Source organism: Reichenbachiella agariperforans (assembly GCF_900142205.1).
Classification (GTDB): Bacteria; Bacteroidota; Bacteroidia; order Cytophagales; family Cyclobacteriaceae; genus Reichenbachiella; species Reichenbachiella agariperforans.
The window spans coordinates 371,113-387,436 of sequence record NZ_FRAA01000003.1; the positions used below are offsets into that span (position 1 = coordinate 371,113).

12 protein-coding genes are annotated in these 16,324 nt (G+C 47.2%); 7 read left to right on the top strand and 5 right to left on the bottom strand.

The features are described 5' to 3' along the window. Positions 1-180: 180 nt before the first annotated feature. The 4 genes from BUB99_RS10730 to kduI form a co-directional block, all read right to left on the bottom strand. Entirely contained in the window at positions 181-4,293 is a 4,113-nt protein-coding gene (locus BUB99_RS10730) for a hybrid sensor histidine kinase/response regulator transcription factor (RefSeq protein WP_073122339.1), read from the bottom strand. A 172-nt stretch (positions 4,294-4,465) separates the two neighbouring features. Beyond that, positions 4,466-5,674: a DUF4861 family protein gene (locus tag BUB99_RS10735; RefSeq protein WP_073122341.1), complete on the bottom strand. Its 1,209-nt coding sequence runs from the start codon at positions 5,672-5,674 to the stop codon at positions 4,466-4,468. After that, a complete protein-coding gene (locus BUB99_RS10740; RefSeq protein WP_073122343.1) occupies positions 5,674-6,462 on the bottom strand; it encodes a gluconate 5-dehydrogenase in 789 nt (262 codons plus the stop codon). Before BUB99_RS10740 ends, BUB99_RS10735 begins: the two co-directional genes overlap by 1 nt. 5 nt (positions 6,463-6,467) lie before the next feature. Then, positions 6,468-7,310 (bottom strand): 5-dehydro-4-deoxy-D-glucuronate isomerase, encoded by an 843-nt coding sequence (kduI, locus tag BUB99_RS10745; RefSeq protein ID WP_073122345.1) that lies wholly within the window; start codon positions 7,308-7,310, stop codon positions 6,468-6,470. A gap of 108 nt (positions 7,311-7,418) precedes the next feature. Between kduI and BUB99_RS10750 the strand changes: the two genes are divergently transcribed. Continuing rightward, positions 7,419-8,435: a LacI family DNA-binding transcriptional regulator gene (locus tag BUB99_RS10750; protein ID WP_073122347.1), complete on the top strand. Its 1,017-nt coding sequence runs from the start codon at positions 7,419-7,421 to the stop codon at positions 8,433-8,435. A gap of 49 nt (positions 8,436-8,484) precedes the next feature. Here BUB99_RS10750 and BUB99_RS10755 read toward each other — a convergent pair whose 3' ends face one another. Continuing rightward, positions 8,485-9,525 carry a LacI family DNA-binding transcriptional regulator gene (locus BUB99_RS10755; RefSeq protein WP_073122349.1) on the bottom strand — a complete coding sequence of 347 codons (1,041 nt, stop codon included), beginning with the start codon at positions 9,523-9,525 and terminating at the stop codon, positions 8,485-8,487. Between the two features lie 160 nt (positions 9,526-9,685). On the opposite strand from BUB99_RS10755, the gene BUB99_RS10760 reads away from it, so the two are divergent. The 6 genes from BUB99_RS10760 to BUB99_RS10785 all read left to right on the top strand — a co-directional run bounded on the left by BUB99_RS10760 (position 9,686) and on the right by BUB99_RS10785 (position 16,239). Further along, entirely contained in the window at positions 9,686-10,522 is an 837-nt protein-coding gene (locus tag BUB99_RS10760) for an SDR family oxidoreductase (RefSeq protein ID WP_073122350.1), read from the top strand. A gap of 17 nt (positions 10,523-10,539) precedes the next feature. Beyond that, positions 10,540-11,727 carry a mannonate dehydratase gene (gene uxuA, locus BUB99_RS10765; protein WP_073122558.1) on the top strand — a complete coding sequence of 396 codons (1,188 nt, stop codon included), beginning with the start codon at positions 10,540-10,542 and terminating at the stop codon, positions 11,725-11,727. Between the two features lie 45 nt (positions 11,728-11,772). After that, positions 11,773-13,182 (top strand): glucuronate isomerase, encoded by a 1,410-nt coding sequence (gene uxaC, locus BUB99_RS10770; protein WP_073122352.1) that lies wholly within the window; start codon positions 11,773-11,775, stop codon positions 13,180-13,182. Positions 13,183-13,490: 308 nt separating this feature from the next. After that, positions 13,491-14,471, top strand: a complete 981-nt coding sequence (locus BUB99_RS10775; protein ID WP_073122354.1) for a TRAP transporter substrate-binding protein — start codon at positions 13,491-13,493, stop codon at positions 14,469-14,471. 10 nt (positions 14,472-14,481) lie between these two features. Next, the gene (locus tag BUB99_RS10780; RefSeq protein ID WP_073122355.1) at positions 14,482-14,943 is read left to right on the top strand and encodes a TRAP transporter small permease; all 462 of its coding nucleotides are present in this window, start codon (positions 14,482-14,484) and stop codon (positions 14,941-14,943) included. Positions 14,944-14,946: 3 nt separating this feature from the next. Continuing rightward, complete coding sequence (locus tag BUB99_RS10785; RefSeq protein ID WP_073122357.1) at positions 14,947-16,239, top strand: TRAP transporter large permease; 1,293 nt, start codon at positions 14,947-14,949, stop codon at positions 16,237-16,239. The last annotated feature ends 85 nt before the right edge of the window (positions 16,240-16,324 follow it).

A 16,324-nucleotide genomic window follows, 5' to 3' on the forward strand; every position in this document is an offset into this window, starting at 1 on the left:
ATTATGATGAGGGACATCATGACGATGAAAACACCTAATATCCACTCTTGCCAATGCTTTTTTAGATTCATGCTTTCTAAAAATTTACATGACAATTCTACTTTCGTTTAACAAACCAAAAGTACAGAACAGGTACACTATTGTACATTTATATCCACTCAGGGGATTTATTTGATGATTTTAAGTCTTAGACTCAGGTGGAGTGTTGAATTTGTCAGCATACTGACTCGGGGTGCTACCGTGGTATTTTTGGAAGCACTTGCTAAAGTATTTGGGGTTCTTGAACCCGACCTTGAAACTGATCTGACTTACTGTGATCTTCCCTTGCTCTAGCAGGTTCGCTGCACGCTTCATCCGCATCGAATGGATGAATTCATTGGGAGTTAGATTCGTCCATGCCTTGACTTTCGTAAACAACATCGTGCGGCTCACTCCGAGCTCCGTACAGAACAGCGAGACATCAAAAAACTGGTTGTCGATATTTTGATCCACGATCTCAATGGCACGCTGTAGCATCTCTTCGTCTACAGATGATATCGTCAGTTCGCTCGGAGCGATCTCGGCATTGGACTGAAATCGGTCTTTCAGGTTGTCTACGAAACGCAGTAGGTTTCTAACCTTGAGCTGCAGTTCTTTGGTATTGAAAGGCTTATTGATATATTCATCTGCACCAGACTCTAACCCTTCGTATTTAAAAATCAACGAAGTACGTGCCGTCAGCAAGATGAACGGTGTATGACTCGTCTTCAAGTTGGCTTTGACCTGCGTACAAAATTCAATGCCATCCATCTCTGGCATCATCACGTCACTAATAATCAGATCTGGCACCTCACGAATCGCTACACGCAACCCCAGCTTACCATTCTCTGCCTCTACGATATTGTACTCTGCCGACAGTATATCAATGATAAATCGACGAACATCAGAGTTATCCTCTACGACCAATACAGTTTTAGCATCTGCATTTTTAGGCTGTATGACAGCATTTTGAATAACCTCAGACCAATCTGTGACTACTTCTGGCTGGTAATTCTCCAGCGCATCGCTTCCCTTGAAGTTACTAATCACCTGATTAGGCAACAAATGATCACTGCCTAGCGGTAGCCAAACACTAAAGGTACTACCCTGCCCTACCTGACTCGTGACCGTTACTTTGCCCTGATGCAGATCGACGATACTCTTAGTCAAAGCGAGACCTATCCCAGTACCACGCTGAGATTCGCTCTGAGCCGTATCCATCGGCAACTGAAAGAACCGGTCGAAAATTTTGTCCTGTGTCTCAGCAGGTATTCCCTGCCCTGTATCGATCACCCGGATCTCCACTTCCGTTCCCCGACGATGAACCTCTACCCGAATTGTTCCATTCTCTTGGGTATATTTAAAGGCATTGGAAAGTAGGTTGTACATGACCCGCTCCAACTTGTCCCGATCAAAAAACACCAATACCTCCTCCTCCTCGGATAGAAAGTCATAGCTATACTTTCCGTTTCGCGCATAAGTCTTAAAGGATAGATAAATTTCACGAACGAACTTCACCAAGTTGCCTTCTGCCGTTTCGAGCGGTGCTTGCTTGTTTTCCATCTTGCGAAAATCCATCAGCTGATTGATGAGTTTGAGCAGTTGGCTCGCATTGTGCTGCATGGTTTTCATCTGTTTGTAGATTGCACTACTCCCTTGATAATCACGAAGGATCTGTTCTAAGGGACCGAGTATCAGCGTCAGCGGTGTTCTAAACTCATGAGATATATTAGTAAAAAATTGCAACTTGGACGTAGTGAGCTCTTGCTCCTTTTTGTGCAACTCTAGCTCCAGATCCAGCTCATATTGTAGCTGGGTACGTGACCGTATACTTCTAAACAGTACTAGCAAGGCCACAGCAATCGCAAATCCATAAATCACAAATGCCCATACCGACCTCCAAGGCGCTGGATGAACCTTAATTTGGAGTTCAGTCCATTGGTCGGACCACAAACCGTCATTGTTAGCTCCTCGAATCTGAAACAGGTAATCTCCAGGGTTCTGGATCGCATAACTCACCGAAGGAATCATCGATTGTCTCCACTCGCTTTCCAAGCCCTTCAACCGGTACTGAAACTGATTTTTTTTAGAGTTGACATAGCTGGGTAGCGCAAAATCAATGGAAAAATTAGACTGATCATAATCTAACGCTATCGCCTCCGTCAGTGCCAGTGTCTGCGCCAGTATATTAGTCGAATCATTCGGGACTATCTGAGAGTTGTTGACCGTCAACTGGCTGAGGACTACCTGTGTAGTGAATGGATTAGATTTCAACTGTGAGGGATCAAACCAAGTAACCCCTCTGGGAGACCCAAAAAACATAAGCCCCTCTTCGCTCGCCAGCGATGATTTGTTATTGTACTCGTTGGAGTTCAACCCGTCCGATTCGGTAAACAATTTAATTTCCTCAGTATTAGGGTCGAAACGTGCGATTCCGTTGTTAGAGCTCACCCAAAAATACCCCTTAGCGTCCTCCTCTATTGCATGAATGATCTGGCTAGAGTTAGGTACCTCCCCAAAAATATCGACAAATTGAAACGCTCCATCCACCATACGATACAGTCCCTGTTCTTTGGTGGCCGTCCAGATCGTCCCGTCTCGTGATTGCTCGATAAACAAAACGTCCTGTCCGTTCTCTAGTGCTTCATCGTAGAAGTAATGCTGAAAAGATTCGTAAGGATTCTCTGCGTCCGCAGTAGACAAATTGAGTCCATTTTGAGTGGCTATCCAGAGGTTGCCTGTTCGGTCTACCATCAGTGACCGCACCTGATTGTCAGACAAACCCATCGCTCGATCTTCCTGCTGCTGTATCCATCGAAGGTCACCAGACACTGGGTCATAGAGGTTTAAACCTCCTCCAAAAGTACCGATCACCCAATGCCCCACCTGATCCTGTACCACATCATAGACGCTATTGTGACTCAATCCCTCTTTGGTAGACAGTCTCAAAACTTGCTTCTTGTTTCGAAGATCCCACAATACAATCCCTGCATCAAAAGTACAAATCCAGATTCGTTCTCCTTTGGTTTCCCAGTTGAGGTATTTCACATTACTACTAGGTATAGCACCATCGCTACTGCTCACATAGTCAAATGTCCCACGGCTTCTATTGTATATATTTAGTCCTCCTCCTTCGGTACCTAGATAGTAGGTTTCATCATCTTGCAGTACTGCACTGACGACATTGTTGCTCAGACCTCCTCCATCCGGTTCCTGACTCAGGTTATTAAAATTAAAATTAACCTCATGCCACATATTGAGTCCACCAAAATAAGTGCCTACCCATACCGCTCCATTGTCACTGCAGTAGACCTTTTTGATTTTATTTTCAGACAGCCCGTCCTGATCCCGAGGGTCAACAAGGCTAGCGATCATCTCTCCATTTGGCATCAATCTATTTAATCCCGTATAGGTACCTATCCAGAGCGAACCATCCAGACCGTACTCAAGCGAACGGATATTGTCATGCACCATAGCGGGCGTAGTATTCGTATCATAGTGTGCTACCGTCTGACCATCTGGGTCGACCAGAAATAACCCCCAATCCCGCGTACCAACCCACATATTGCCTTTAGGGTCTTCCAAAACTTCTTGTACAAAACTGGTCTGTAAATCTGCTGAGTCTCCAAGTGGAACATCCTCAAAGATGAGCAATGTAGCTTCGGGGTTTCTCGTCACACACAGACCATTAGAGGTCGCGATCCATACCGCTCCACGGCTATCTTGATAGATATCTAAGATGTAATCACCAGCCAAACTATTCGACCTATTGGTATCATGACGGATGGTTCTGATCTCATGGGTTTTAGGATTGATGATATTGAGACCTTCTTGTGTACCTACCCATATTTGATCTTCGGAGACGACCTCCAGCGTACGTATGGTGTGATTGGATAGGACGTTTTCGCCCGCATCGCTGGCAAGATAGCGTTCGAATCGCTCACTACGCTGGATGTAATGATTCAGACCATTATAAGTGCCGATCCAAAGATCTCCTTTTGCATCGACTTTGATCTCTAATATGTCGTTGTTGGATAAACTGGTAGAATCTGTGGGGTTGGTTCTGAAGACTTGAAAACTCCGCCCATCGTAGCGGTTTAGTCCATCACGGGTTCCAAACCACATCATCCCAAAATCATCCTGAGCGATCGCGATCACGGCACTTTGAGACAGTCCCTCCGCAGAATGAAAATGCTTAAAGGCGAGTTTACCTTCATCAGCCACACTCCACCAAGTGTACAACATCAGTACACACACCGCTATGCATTGCTTCATTCCTCTCACGCCTGCTTACTTCTAATTTTGTCTCTCAGAATAAAAAATGGCGACTACTTCACGGGAAAGCAGTCGCCATTCCAAGCCTAAAATTGGCTAAGTTGTAGCATAAAATCGTACAAATAAAGGGGTAAATTCGTACAAACCCTTCTAAGAGAACACTAGAGGCATATTACTCTATGACTACTGCAGCGCTAAAAACCAATGCTTGCTGTGCCACTGTCTCTCCAAAACCTTCGGCAGTCGAAAACTGAGCATCAGTAGGTTCCCAGCCCGCTACAAAGTAGTACTTCGGTGTCTCATTGCTCTTGAACGCTACATAATACGTCTCGATAACACCGTCCCCTTCGTTAGCAGTCTCTCCAGCATCTACGAACGAATCACTAGTGACCACCACTGCCATCCCTAGGTTATCCTTGTTCTCAGACTGCTGGTCAAACGTATAGATATACCGACTCTGAGGAGTCTCTCCCGTGTACATTTTATCAGCATATTTGTTAACAATTCCAGTCACCCAGGTGACATCCTTTTGGTCACAGATCAACTCTTCTTGGTAGCCATACTGACCAGCCCAGATCGTGATACGCTCGGTAACTGATAGATCGCCTACAGGTGTATTCCAACCCTGATGCCTTACCTCAAAAATCGTACGAACAGGCCCTTCTACAATCGTAGCATACTCTCCTGCTTCTGTATCCCCTAACTTCACCAGCGAATCCTCATACATCATCGCCACAGCACCAGCCCCGAGACTGTTCCCAACCTTGAGTACGTCCATACCCCAGTCATCTTGCTTGTGATAATTCTGACCTTTGACCCCTGCTAAGTGAAGCGTCATTTTATCGGTCGTCTTACCGTAGATATCCTTTCCGTTTCGAGAGTCAAAATAGAGTCTAAAACCTACTTTGTCGTTTTCCCAAGCAGGGCCTTCCATCTGATACATCATCGGATACTGCATCGCAATATTGTCAGCATGTCTGACTTCCTGATCTTTCTCTACAAAAGCATCTGACCGGTCATAATCCACGCCAAGATACACGCTGGTACGTTGTGTCAATGTCGGATAGACACTCGTCTTGCTCAGATCGAGCACCTTGTCTGTACTAGCTGTCAAAGCCACCAAAATGGCAATTTGATCCCAGTTACCATCACCATCTAGATCATCCAACTGCTGTGGCACGACAGATCCTTGATCCTTGAGTAACGGAAATGTGCCCGCTTCTAAAACACCTAATTTCTGCTCGATCACTACTCTCTCAATTACGACAGGCATCTCAGCGATATCCTGTGACAATTGGTTTTTAAGTGTCACAGTCACTGCTGGAGGCTGACATGCTGCCAGTCCCAGTAGTGATAGTGCTATTATTCCTAACTGCTTCATTAGTCTTCGTTGCTAGGTTTTCCAATAGTCGCGAGAATACCTCCATCGACATAAATCACTTGGCCATTAACGAAATCACTGGCCTTTGAACTCAAGAAGACCGCTGCACCTTCCAAGTCAGACGGGTCTCCCCATTTGCCGGCAGGCGTACGTCCCACGATGAAGTCATTGAACGGATGTCCATCGACTCGAATCGGAGCAGTTTGGCTCGTCGCAAAATACCCAGGGCCGATTCCGTTGGTCTGGATGTTGTGCTTTGCCCACTCTGTCGCCATATTTTGCGTCAGCATTTTCAATCCACCTTTGGCTGCTGCATAGGCTCCTACGGTGCTACGACCAAGCTCACTCATCATGGAGCAGATGTTGATGATTTTACCGCTCTTGCGTGCAATCATACCTTTTACCACATGCTTTGATACGATGAACGGACTCACTAGGTCTACCTTGATGACCTGCTCAAACTCCGCTACTTCCATCTCTTCGAGCGGTACACGCTTGATGATCCCAGCGTTGTTGACCAAGATATCGATATCACCTACTTCCGATTGGATTTTAGCGACAGCTGCTTTGACTGCCTCTTCGTCCGTCACGTCAAACTTATAGCCGCTGACCTTGATGCCTTCTTTTTCGTATTCTTTGATGGCATTGTCGATCTTCTCTTGCGACGAATTCCCGTTGATCACTACGGTAGCTCCTGCTTTGCCGAGTCCCATCGCCATGGCCATCCCTAGGCCATGTGTAGCACCCGTCACGAGCGCTACTTTTCCTTTTAAATTAAATAAATCCATGCTTTTTATCTTAATTCGTTGATTGGACAAACATCCATGTCTGTATAGTCTAGATTCTCACCAGCCATACCCCAGATGAACGTATAGTTAGACGTACCTGCACCTGAGTGGATTGACCAAGGGGGAGAGATCACCGCTTGCTCATTTTGCATCCAGATGTGTCTCGTCTCGTCAGTCTGTCCCATGAAGTGACACACAGACTGCTCAGGAGGCACTTCGATGTACATATAAACCTCCATACGGCGATCATGTACATGCGATGGAAGGGTGTTCCATACACTACCTGTCTTGAGCTCGGTCATCCCCATCTGTAGTTGGCATGTATCTACCACACCGCCTATGAGCATTTGGTTTACTGTTCTAGCATTGGCGGTTTCGAGCGTTCCTAGCTCTAGCTTTTTCGCCTCTGCTTTAGTGACTTTCTTGTTAGGGAATGAATGGTGCGCTGGCGCTGAGTTCAAGTAGAACTTGGCTGGAGCAGACGCGTCTTTGCTTTCGAAGATCACTTCTTTGGCTCCCATACCTACGTATAGTGCATCCTTGTAGGTCAATTCGAAGGCTTCTCCATCTACGTATACCGTACCATCCCCTCCGACATTGATCACACCGAGTTCTCTCCTTGCGAGGAAAGTCTCCGACTTCAACGGATCGATGGTTTCCAAGGTCAATTTCTTAGAAGCAGGCACTGCAGATCCAGCGATGTATCGGTCATAGTGTGTATAGACCAAGACGACCTCATCCGGCTTCATTAGATTGTCAATCAAGAACTCATTTCTTAGTTCTTTGGTGTCCAATTTTTTTACCGCATCTGGACTCGATGCATATCTTACTTCGTACGAAACACTCATGAGCTATTTCTTTTTTGATTTATAAATTCCTTTGGCTTCAAAGGTAAATATTAAAAATACAATCGATTGTATTTTGTGTTGCTTTTTTATTTTATCTTCGCCACTCCAATGAAAAAGAAGGCCACCATACACGACATAGCCCGCGAGCTCAACATCAACGCCAGCACGGTATCTAGGGCTCTAGCCGATAGCCCTCGGGTCAAAGAAAAGACCAAAAAACTGATCCAAGAAAAGGCCGCTGAAATGGGGTATTCGCGCAATCACTTGGCTTCTAACCTACGTACACAGCGCACACATACTATAGGTGTTATCGTACCCAATATTTCACGACACTTCTTCTCTACTGTGATAGGCGGCATGGAAGAAATCGTCTCAGAGCAAGGTTACAATCTGATCATTTGCCAATCACATGATAGTGCAGAACGCGAAGCACAGCTCGTTGACACCCTACTGGCCAATCAAGTCGATGGCATCATCTTGTCGATCGCTACCGAGCAGAGCGACGGGAGTCATATACAACGCATCGAAGCAAGTGGGAAGCCGGTGGTGTTTTTTGATCGAGAATGTAAAACCATCCAAGGTCACAATGTGCTCATCGATGATTTTTCGAGAGCTTATGAGTTGACAGACAGCTTGATCCAAAACGGCTGTCGTCATATTGTCCACCTCGGTGGCAACAGCGAAGCAAGTATCTATCAAGACAGGCTAAGAGGGTATAAAGATGCACTGGAGAAAAATAACATCGAATTTCAGGAGGATTGGGTCTTCAAGAGCCGACTCAAACAGCTAGATGGTCAAGAAATCGCGCAGCAATTGCTCGCTAAGGATAAAATGCCTGATGCCATCTTCTCTGCCAATGACGTAGCTGCTATCGCAGCGATGGAAGTGCTCCAAAAAGCAGGCATCCGAATACCCGAAGAGATCAAAGTGTTTGGTTTCAGTGGCGAACCGATTTCGGCCTACACCTCTCCGGCACTCAGTACGGTCAATCAAAACCCGAATCTCATGGGGCAAAAAACGGCAGAGCTGCTTCTCGATCAAATCAACGGAACACAGCTACCCGTCCACAATACCATCATCCCCTCCGAGATCATCATCAGACAATCCTCTCTAAAAACAGACTAACAGCATCTTGTCTCTTTAGTCTTGGTTCTACTAGGTCTAATCTCTACCCCTAATGTTCACAGTACATTAAATTCTCCTTAGTGATGATATCCAAAGGAAGAAACTGTTGTTGCTCTACTTCCATATTGAGCAGTAAATGCTGGTGTAAGGCTTGAATCGCCTTAAAGCCCTGTTGCTTCGGTTGCTGATGAATGAGATAGTTGATCGTTCCATCTTCGAGATACATTTTATTCTCCTCGATCAGGTCATAACCGACCATGCGAAGTTTTAGTTCTTGCTTCACTTCGTTCATCTCTGTGGCCAAAAAATAAGATCGAGAGTTGGGGACGAAAACACGAACCGGTTTCTTTCTGGTCAGCATACGCTCTATTAGTTCACTGTAGCCCATCGCTTCCTGCTCCATGTTTATTTTGATAACCTGAGGACTGTTGTTCACTTCTTCAAAGTAATTTTCCAACCCTTCTATCCGCGCTGCAATGGTTTTGTTGTACAAATCTGCCATTTGGAAAGTAATCACGTACAAATCATAATTCTCAGAATACCCTTCGTGGAGCAACCCTCCAGACATGCGACCACTCTGAAACGCATCCTGACCAATGTATGATAGACAGTTAGGCAATGGGATTTTAGAATCCACTAAGATCACCGGAATCTGACTTTTTTTCAACCGCTCAACTGCAGGACTGTTCTCATTCAGGAATATAGGTGCCAGCACAATACCGTCGGGCTTGGCTGCCACGACCTCTTGGATGATCCCTTCTATCTCTGTCTGTGACTCCACCGCTAGACTATAGGCATGCATATCGACTTGCAAGAAATCATACTCCGCCACAGCTTTCTCTACGCCCTGTCGGTGTTTCACCCAATAGGAATTTTTCTCTGGCAAAATCACCGCAAGATGATAAGTCTTATTCAACTTGAGATTGCGTGCATAGACGTTAGAAGAATAATTCCCTTCCTTAGCGATTCTGAGGACTCTTTCCTTGGTCTCTGGCGAAACACGTCCTCTATCGTGTAGCACACGATCAACTGTCCCTATGGATACATCTGCCTGTTTGGCAATCTCCTTTATAGTAATTCTCGGTTTCATATCGAATCTAAAGTTGTAAAAAACATTTTGAATTCAGATGCAATATACTACATTTGTCAAAATAATGTTAACGTACACGCACTAACAACACTCCTAGACGAGTGTTTTTTAAAAGCGAAATGCGGTAACGTACACACAGACTTTACAAACAAACACATACATGGAATCTATTCAAAACAAAGTAGTCGTCATCACTGGCGGTGGCGGTGTGCTCTGCGGCACGATGGCTAGCAAGCTTGCAGCATTAGGTGCCAAGGTCGCCATTCTCGACTTAAAGCAGGAAAATGCTGAACAAGTAGCAGAAAGCATTCGCCAATCAGGTGGAAATGCCATCGGTCTAGCAGCCAATGTCCTAGACAAAAACAGCCTACTTGCAGCACAAGCTGAAGTGCACAGGCAGCTAGGTAAATGTGACATCCTCATCAATGGCGCTGGAGGCAATCACCCCAAAGGCACCACCTCTAAGCCCTACTTCGAGCCAGCAGATTTAGACGCTACAGAAGAACTCACGACATTTTTCGATCTCGATCCAGAGGGAATCAAGTTCGTCTTTGACCTCAACTTCATCGGGACGCTCCTACCCTGTCAGATATTTGCCAAGGACATGGTCTCCAGTCAAGGTGGCAACATCATCAACATCTCGTCGATGAATGCCTTCACGCCGCTCACCAAGATCCCAGCCTATAGTGGAGCAAAAGCCGCCATTTCTAATTTCACCCAGTGGCTCGCCGTGCATTTCTCCAAAGTCGGCATCCGTGTCAATGCCATGGCACCCGGTTTTTTCCTCACGGAGCAAAACCGCAGTCTCCTCACCGAAGAAAGTGGTGACCTCACGGCACGTGGCAACACCATCATCGATCACACGCCGATGTCTCGCTTTGGGACACCCGAGGATTTATTAGGAACTTTGGAATGGCTCTGTGGGGACGGTTCGGCATTCGTGACGGGTGTGACTATTCCTATTGATGGAGGCTTCAGTGCTTTTAGTGGTGTTTAACAATGAAAGAGACTAAAATGAAATTAGAACAAACCTGGAGATGGTACGGACCCAATGATGGCGTCAGCCTCTCCGACATCAGACAAGCCGGTGCGACAGGCATCGTCTCAGCACTACATCACATCCCCAACGGAGAAGTATGGACAATCACTGAGATTCAAAAAAGAAAAGAAGAAATAGAAGCTGCAGGGCTCACGTGGAGCGTGGTAGAAAGCGTCCCGGTACACGAAGATATCAAAAAACGCAGCGGCAATTTCGAGACCTATATCGAGAACTACCGACAGTCCCTAATCAACCTCGGCCAATGCGGTATCGATACCGTATGCTACAACTTCATGCCCGTACTCGACTGGACGCGTACCGACCTAGAGTATGCCTTCGGAGATGGCTCGACTGCACTACGCTTTGACGTGACGGCCTTTGCGGCCTTTGAGCTGTTCTTGCTCAAACGACCCGGTACAGAAGCGGCCTACACTCCTGACCAAATAACGAAAGCCAAGACCTACCACGAGGCAATGAGCGAAACGGACAAAACGAAACTCGTCGGCAACATCATCGCGGGGCTACCCGGCGCTGAAGAAGGCTACACCCTCGATCAGTTCCAAGCCGTGCTATCCTCCTACGATCACATCGATGCACCGACTTTGAAATCGAACTTGTTTCAGTTTCTAGCAGCCATCGTACCTGCTGCTGAGTCAGCGGGCGTGTTACTTTGCATCCATCCTGACGATCCTCCATTCCCGATTTTGGGTCTCCCGAGAGTAGTCAGTACAGAGCAAGATGTACTTGACCTCTATGCAGCGGTAGACAGCCCGCACAATGGTCTGACCTACTGCACAGGATCCTTCGGCGTACGCGCGGACAATGATCTCGCAGGCATGGTCGAGCGCCTCGGACACCGGATACACTTCATCCACCTAAGAGCGACGAAACGCGATGCGGAAGGCAACTTCCACGAAGCGGATCACTTGGACGGAGATGTCGACATGTATGCAGTGATGAAAGCACTCGTCGAGGAGCAAGCGAAGCGTGTGGCACAAGGGCGACAAGACATTCGTATGCCGTTTAGACCAGATCATGGACATAAAATGATCGATGATTTGACCAAAAAAACCAATCCGGGTTACTCCGCCATCGGTAGACTGAGAGGTCTTGCCGAACTGAGGGGGCTAGAACTCGGAATCAGACGTAGCAAGGACAATTAAGTTCTTGCTACTTTAGTGAAGCAAACAATTAATAAATATAGTGTGATGAAAAAATTCTTAGACACAGATTTTCTACTTACCAACGACGTGGCAGCCGAACTCTACCACAACCATGCGGCAAAAATGCCCATCATTGACTACCACAACCACCTTTCGCCTGAGGATATTGCCAACAATAGGCACTACAAAAACATCACCGAAGCGTGGCTCGAAGGGGATCATTACAAGTGGAGAGCCATGCGTGCCAATGGGATCGACGAAAATTTCATCACTGGAGATGCTGACCCGAAAGAAAAGTTCTCCAAATGGGCAGAGACAGTACCCTATACCCTACGCAACCCCCTCTACCACTGGACGCACCTAGAGCTACAGCGCTATTTTGGAGAGAACCAATTGCTCAACAGTCAATCTGGAGATGCGATCTACCAATCTACCTCTGAGCAACTACAGCAGGACAACATGGGCTGCCAAGGCCTCCTCATCGGTCAGCAGGTAAAAGTAGTCTGTACCACAGATGACCCGATCGACAGTCTAGAATACCACAAAGCTATCGCAGCGGCAAACATTCCTCTGAAAGTGCTACCGACTTTCAGACCGGACAAAGCACTCAACGTCTCTGATCCAAAAAGCTACAACAGCTACCTCGACCAACTGGCTAATGCGGCTAGCACAGCAATCAAATCGCTCAGTGATTTACTCTCTGCTCTCCAAAACCGCGTAGACTACTTCGACAGTCTAGGCTGTAAACTGTCAGATCTGGGATTCAATACCATCCCGATGTACAACAGAAAAGAAACAAGCTATGAGAGCTACTTCGAGACTGTCAGAGCTGGACAATCTTTGTCCGAGGACAAAGCGGAATCCCTACAGGCCTACATCCTGCTCGAACTCTGCAAGATGTACCACGCCAAAGGCTGGGCACAGCAGTTTCACCTCGGCGCACTCCGCAACAACAACGCCCGTGCACTCCGCGAACTCGGACCTGACACTGGCTATGATTCTATGGGGGATTTCAAACAAGCCGAATCGCTATCGACATTCCTCAACAAACTAGATGACTCCAATCAGCTCGCCAAAACCATCCTATACAACCTAAACCCGAGTGACAATGAACTCTTTGCTACCATGGTCGGCAACTTCAACGACGGTCAGATCATCGGCAAGATGCAGTTCGGTACAGGATGGTGGTTTTTGGATCAAAAGACGGGAATGATCAACCAAATGAATGCCCTCTCCAACATGGGACTGCTCAGCCGATTCATCGGGATGCTGACAGACTCTCGTAGTTTCCTTTCGTTCCCGAGACACGAGTACTTCCGTCGTATTCTATGTGATCTCATCGGACAGGATGTTGTCAATGGCGAGATTCCTCACGACATGGATCTACTGGGAGAGATGATAGAAAACATCTCCTACAACAATGCCAATACTTACTTTGGTTTTGACAAAGCTTAATACATCTGACATCCACAGCACAAAGGTGTTTTAGCTTCAAAATTCCAGCAAAATCTATGAATGAATAGAAGATGTGAAAAAGTGGAAACAATAAAATACAATCGATTGTATCTTATACACCTTTTCACTTTAAATTGCAGCATGCTTGTCGTTGGGTTTCGGCGACAAGCATGCCTTTAAATCAACTAACTCCCTGCTGCACCAACCCGCAGCTTGCCAAACCGAAACCAAATGAAACTACATACTGAAGGTGGTATGCAGAGAAAGAGAAAGCGCATGAATATCGAACTAAATAAAAATAAGTGAGCATGAACATCAAAAATCACTTGCTATTGCTACTGACCGTTTGCCTGCTGTGGTCCTGTTCCCAGCAAAGCGACACCAGAAACCTGAAACTAGCACATAGTCTCAATGCCCAACACCCTGTACATCTTGGCATGTTGGAAATGGGACGAATTCTCGACGAAATCTCGGATGGCAAAATGACCATGGAGATCTACGCCAACGGCCAACTCGGTCAGGAACGTGATCTACTCGAACTCCTACAGATCGGTAGTCTCGACATGACCAAGGTATCTGTCGGTGCATTAGAAAACTTCGTCCCTGAGATGAAAGTTCTCACACTCCCCTACATATTCAGAGACTCTGCCCACACCTGGAGCGTACTCCAAGGCCCTATCGGTAAACAACTACTAGAAAAAGGTAGCAAGTACTGGCTCAGAGGACTCTGTTTCTACGATGCAGGCAGTCGTAGTTTCTACTCCAAAGCCAAACCCATCCTATCACCTAGTGATCTCGAAGGGATGAAAGTCCGTGTCATGAACAGCCAATCGGCATTCGACATGGTCAATGCACTGGGTGGCTCTCCTACGCCAGTATCATTTGGGGAACTCTACACCGCACTGCAACAGGGAGTGGTAGATGGCGCAGAAAACAATGCGCCGAGTTTTTTCACCTCCCGACACTACGAAGTGTGCAAGTACTACTCGATAGACGAGCACTCTACCATACCCGATGCACTGATTGTGAGCACCTACCTATGGGAAAGCCTCTCGGAACAAGAGCGCAAGTGGCTACAAGAGGCTGCCGACCAGTCCGTCAACTATCAAAAGAAAGTATGGGCTGCCTCGGTACAGGAGTCTCTCACCAAAGTACAGGCAGCGGGTGTGGAGATTTTTCATCCCGAAAAGTCACCCTTTCAGGCCAAAGTACAAGGGCTCTACCAAGCCTTTGAAACAGACCCTGAGCTCAAACAACTCATATCAGAAATTCAAAATCTAGGCAAATAAGAATACAAGCATGACGATAAGACAAAAACTAGATTCGTACCTTGAAGTAGCCCTAAGCCTACTACTAGGCTTGATGGTGCTCAACGTACTGTGGCAAGTCGCCTCACGGTTTCTACTCAATGACCCCAGTGCCTTCACTGACGAACTCGCCCGCTACCTGCTGATATGGGTAGGCTTACTCGGTGCAGCCTATGCCACAGGCAAACGCATGCACGTGTCGATAGACCTCATCACCCGCAAGCTCAACGAAAAACAACAAGCTGTACATTTTCGACTGATCCGATTTATCATCCTGTGCTTTGCAATCTTTGTATTGATCCTAGGAGGGACACGACTGGTGTACATCACCTTCATCCTCGGGCAGACCTCCTCTGCCATGCAGGTATCACTGGGCTATATCTATCTGGCCTTGCCACTGAGTGGCCTGTTGATCTGCTATTATACGATTTGTGACCTTTTGAACATCGACTAAGCCATGGAGCATTTAGAAATATACACGCTTGTTATCAGTTTCATTCTTTTCCTCCTACTCGGTGTGCCCGTCGCATACAGCGTAGGGCTCTCGTCGCTACTGACCATCTTGGTCAACATCGACACCATGCCTGCCTTCACGACCATCGCACAGCGCATGGGGACTGGACTGGATAGCTTTTCACTTTTGGCTATCCCCTTTTTCATCCTTGCCGGACAGATCATGAACCAAGGAGGGATCGCCCAGCGTCTCATTGCATTCGCGAAAGCGCTCGTCGGCTCACTCCCCGGAGGACTAGCCTATGTCAACATCATCGGCGCGATGCTCTTCGGAGCGATCTCTGGGTCTGCCATGGCAGCCGTATCCGCCATCGGCGGGACTCTCGGGCCACAGATGGAGAAAGAAGGCTATGAAAAATCATACGGCGCGGCAGTCAACATCGTCTCATCGACGACTGGACTCGTCATACCTCCTTCCAATATCCTGATCGTCTACTCACTCGCCAGTGGCGGAGTATCGATCGCCGCACTGTTTCTAGCAGGCTATGTACCGGGGATACTGATGGGACTGACCCTGATGATCATCGCAGCGGTCTATGCCAAAATCAAGAACTATCCGCGAGGCGCAAAATCATCGATAGGCAATGTCCTACGTACCTTCGTCGATGCACTGCCTAGCCTCATGATGCTGGTCGTCGTGATCGGCGGTATCGTCGTAGGGATATTCACCGCGACCGAAGCGTCTGGGATCGCAGTACTCTATACCTTCGTGCTCTCGCTGATCTACCGCGAACTGACCATGGACAAAATCCGTCAGATCGCCATCAGCTCAGTGAGTACCACTGCAGTGGTGACCCTACTGATCGCCTGCTCGATGAGTATGTCATGGATAATGGCCTACCAAAACATCCCACAGGCCGTCACCGACGGGATACTCAGCGTCTCTGACAACCCCATCGTCATCCTACTGCTGATCAACATCATCTTGCTCGCCGTAGGGATATTCATGGACATGACCCCAGCGGTACTGATCTTCACACCGATCTTCCTACCCGTAGTAGAGACCATCGGGATCGATCCAGTCCACTTCGGGATCATCATGGTCATGAACCTCTGCATCGGACTCTGCACCCCGCCTGTAGGCTCGGTACTCTTCGTCGGCATAGGCGTAGCAGGCATCCCACTAGAGAAAGTCATCAAACCGCTGATCCCGCTCTTCATCGCGATGATCGCCGTACTGATGCTCGTCACCTTCTTTCCGAGCATCACGATGTTCTTGCCCAACTGGCTAGGCTAATCGCCCTCAGACACGAAATCAAAAGTCCCCGCATCCAGATATAATTGTCTCGGTGCGGGGACTTTTTTATACGGGGCGGAGCGTA

Excerpts from the sequence above, each read along its gene's own strand:
- BUB99_RS10780 (WP_073122355.1), top strand. The coding sequence starts at position 14,482 with ATGACGATAAGACAAAAACTAGATTCGTACCTTGAAGTAGCCCTAAGC.
- uxuA (WP_073122558.1), top strand. The coding sequence starts at position 10,540 with ATGAAATTAGAACAAACCTGGAGATGGTACGGACCCAATGATGGCGTC.
- BUB99_RS10760 (WP_073122350.1), top strand. The coding sequence starts at position 9,686 with ATGGAATCTATTCAAAACAAAGTAGTCGTCATCACTGGCGGTGGCGGT.
- BUB99_RS10785 (WP_073122357.1), top strand. The coding sequence starts at position 14,947 with ATGGAGCATTTAGAAATATACACGCTTGTTATCAGTTTCATTCTTTTC.
- BUB99_RS10740 (WP_073122343.1), bottom strand. The coding sequence starts at position 6,462 with ATGGATTTATTTAATTTAAAAGGAAAAGTAGCGCTCGTGACGGGTGCT.
- kduI (WP_073122345.1), bottom strand. The coding sequence starts at position 7,310 with ATGAGTGTTTCGTACGAAGTAAGATATGCATCGAGTCCAGATGCGGTA.
- BUB99_RS10750 (WP_073122347.1), top strand. The coding sequence starts at position 7,419 with ATGAAAAAGAAGGCCACCATACACGACATAGCCCGCGAGCTCAACATC.
- uxaC (WP_073122352.1), top strand. The coding sequence starts at position 11,773 with ATGAAAAAATTCTTAGACACAGATTTTCTACTTACCAACGACGTGGCA.
- BUB99_RS10755 (WP_073122349.1), bottom strand. The coding sequence starts at position 9,525 with ATGAAACCGAGAATTACTATAAAGGAGATTGCCAAACAGGCAGATGTA.
- BUB99_RS10730 (WP_073122339.1), bottom strand. The coding sequence starts at position 4,293 with ATGAAGCAATGCATAGCGGTGTGTGTACTGATGTTGTACACTTGGTGG.
- BUB99_RS10775 (WP_073122354.1), top strand. The coding sequence starts at position 13,491 with ATGAACATCAAAAATCACTTGCTATTGCTACTGACCGTTTGCCTGCTG.
- BUB99_RS10735 (WP_073122341.1), bottom strand. The coding sequence starts at position 5,674 with ATGAAGCAGTTAGGAATAATAGCACTATCACTACTGGGACTGGCAGCA.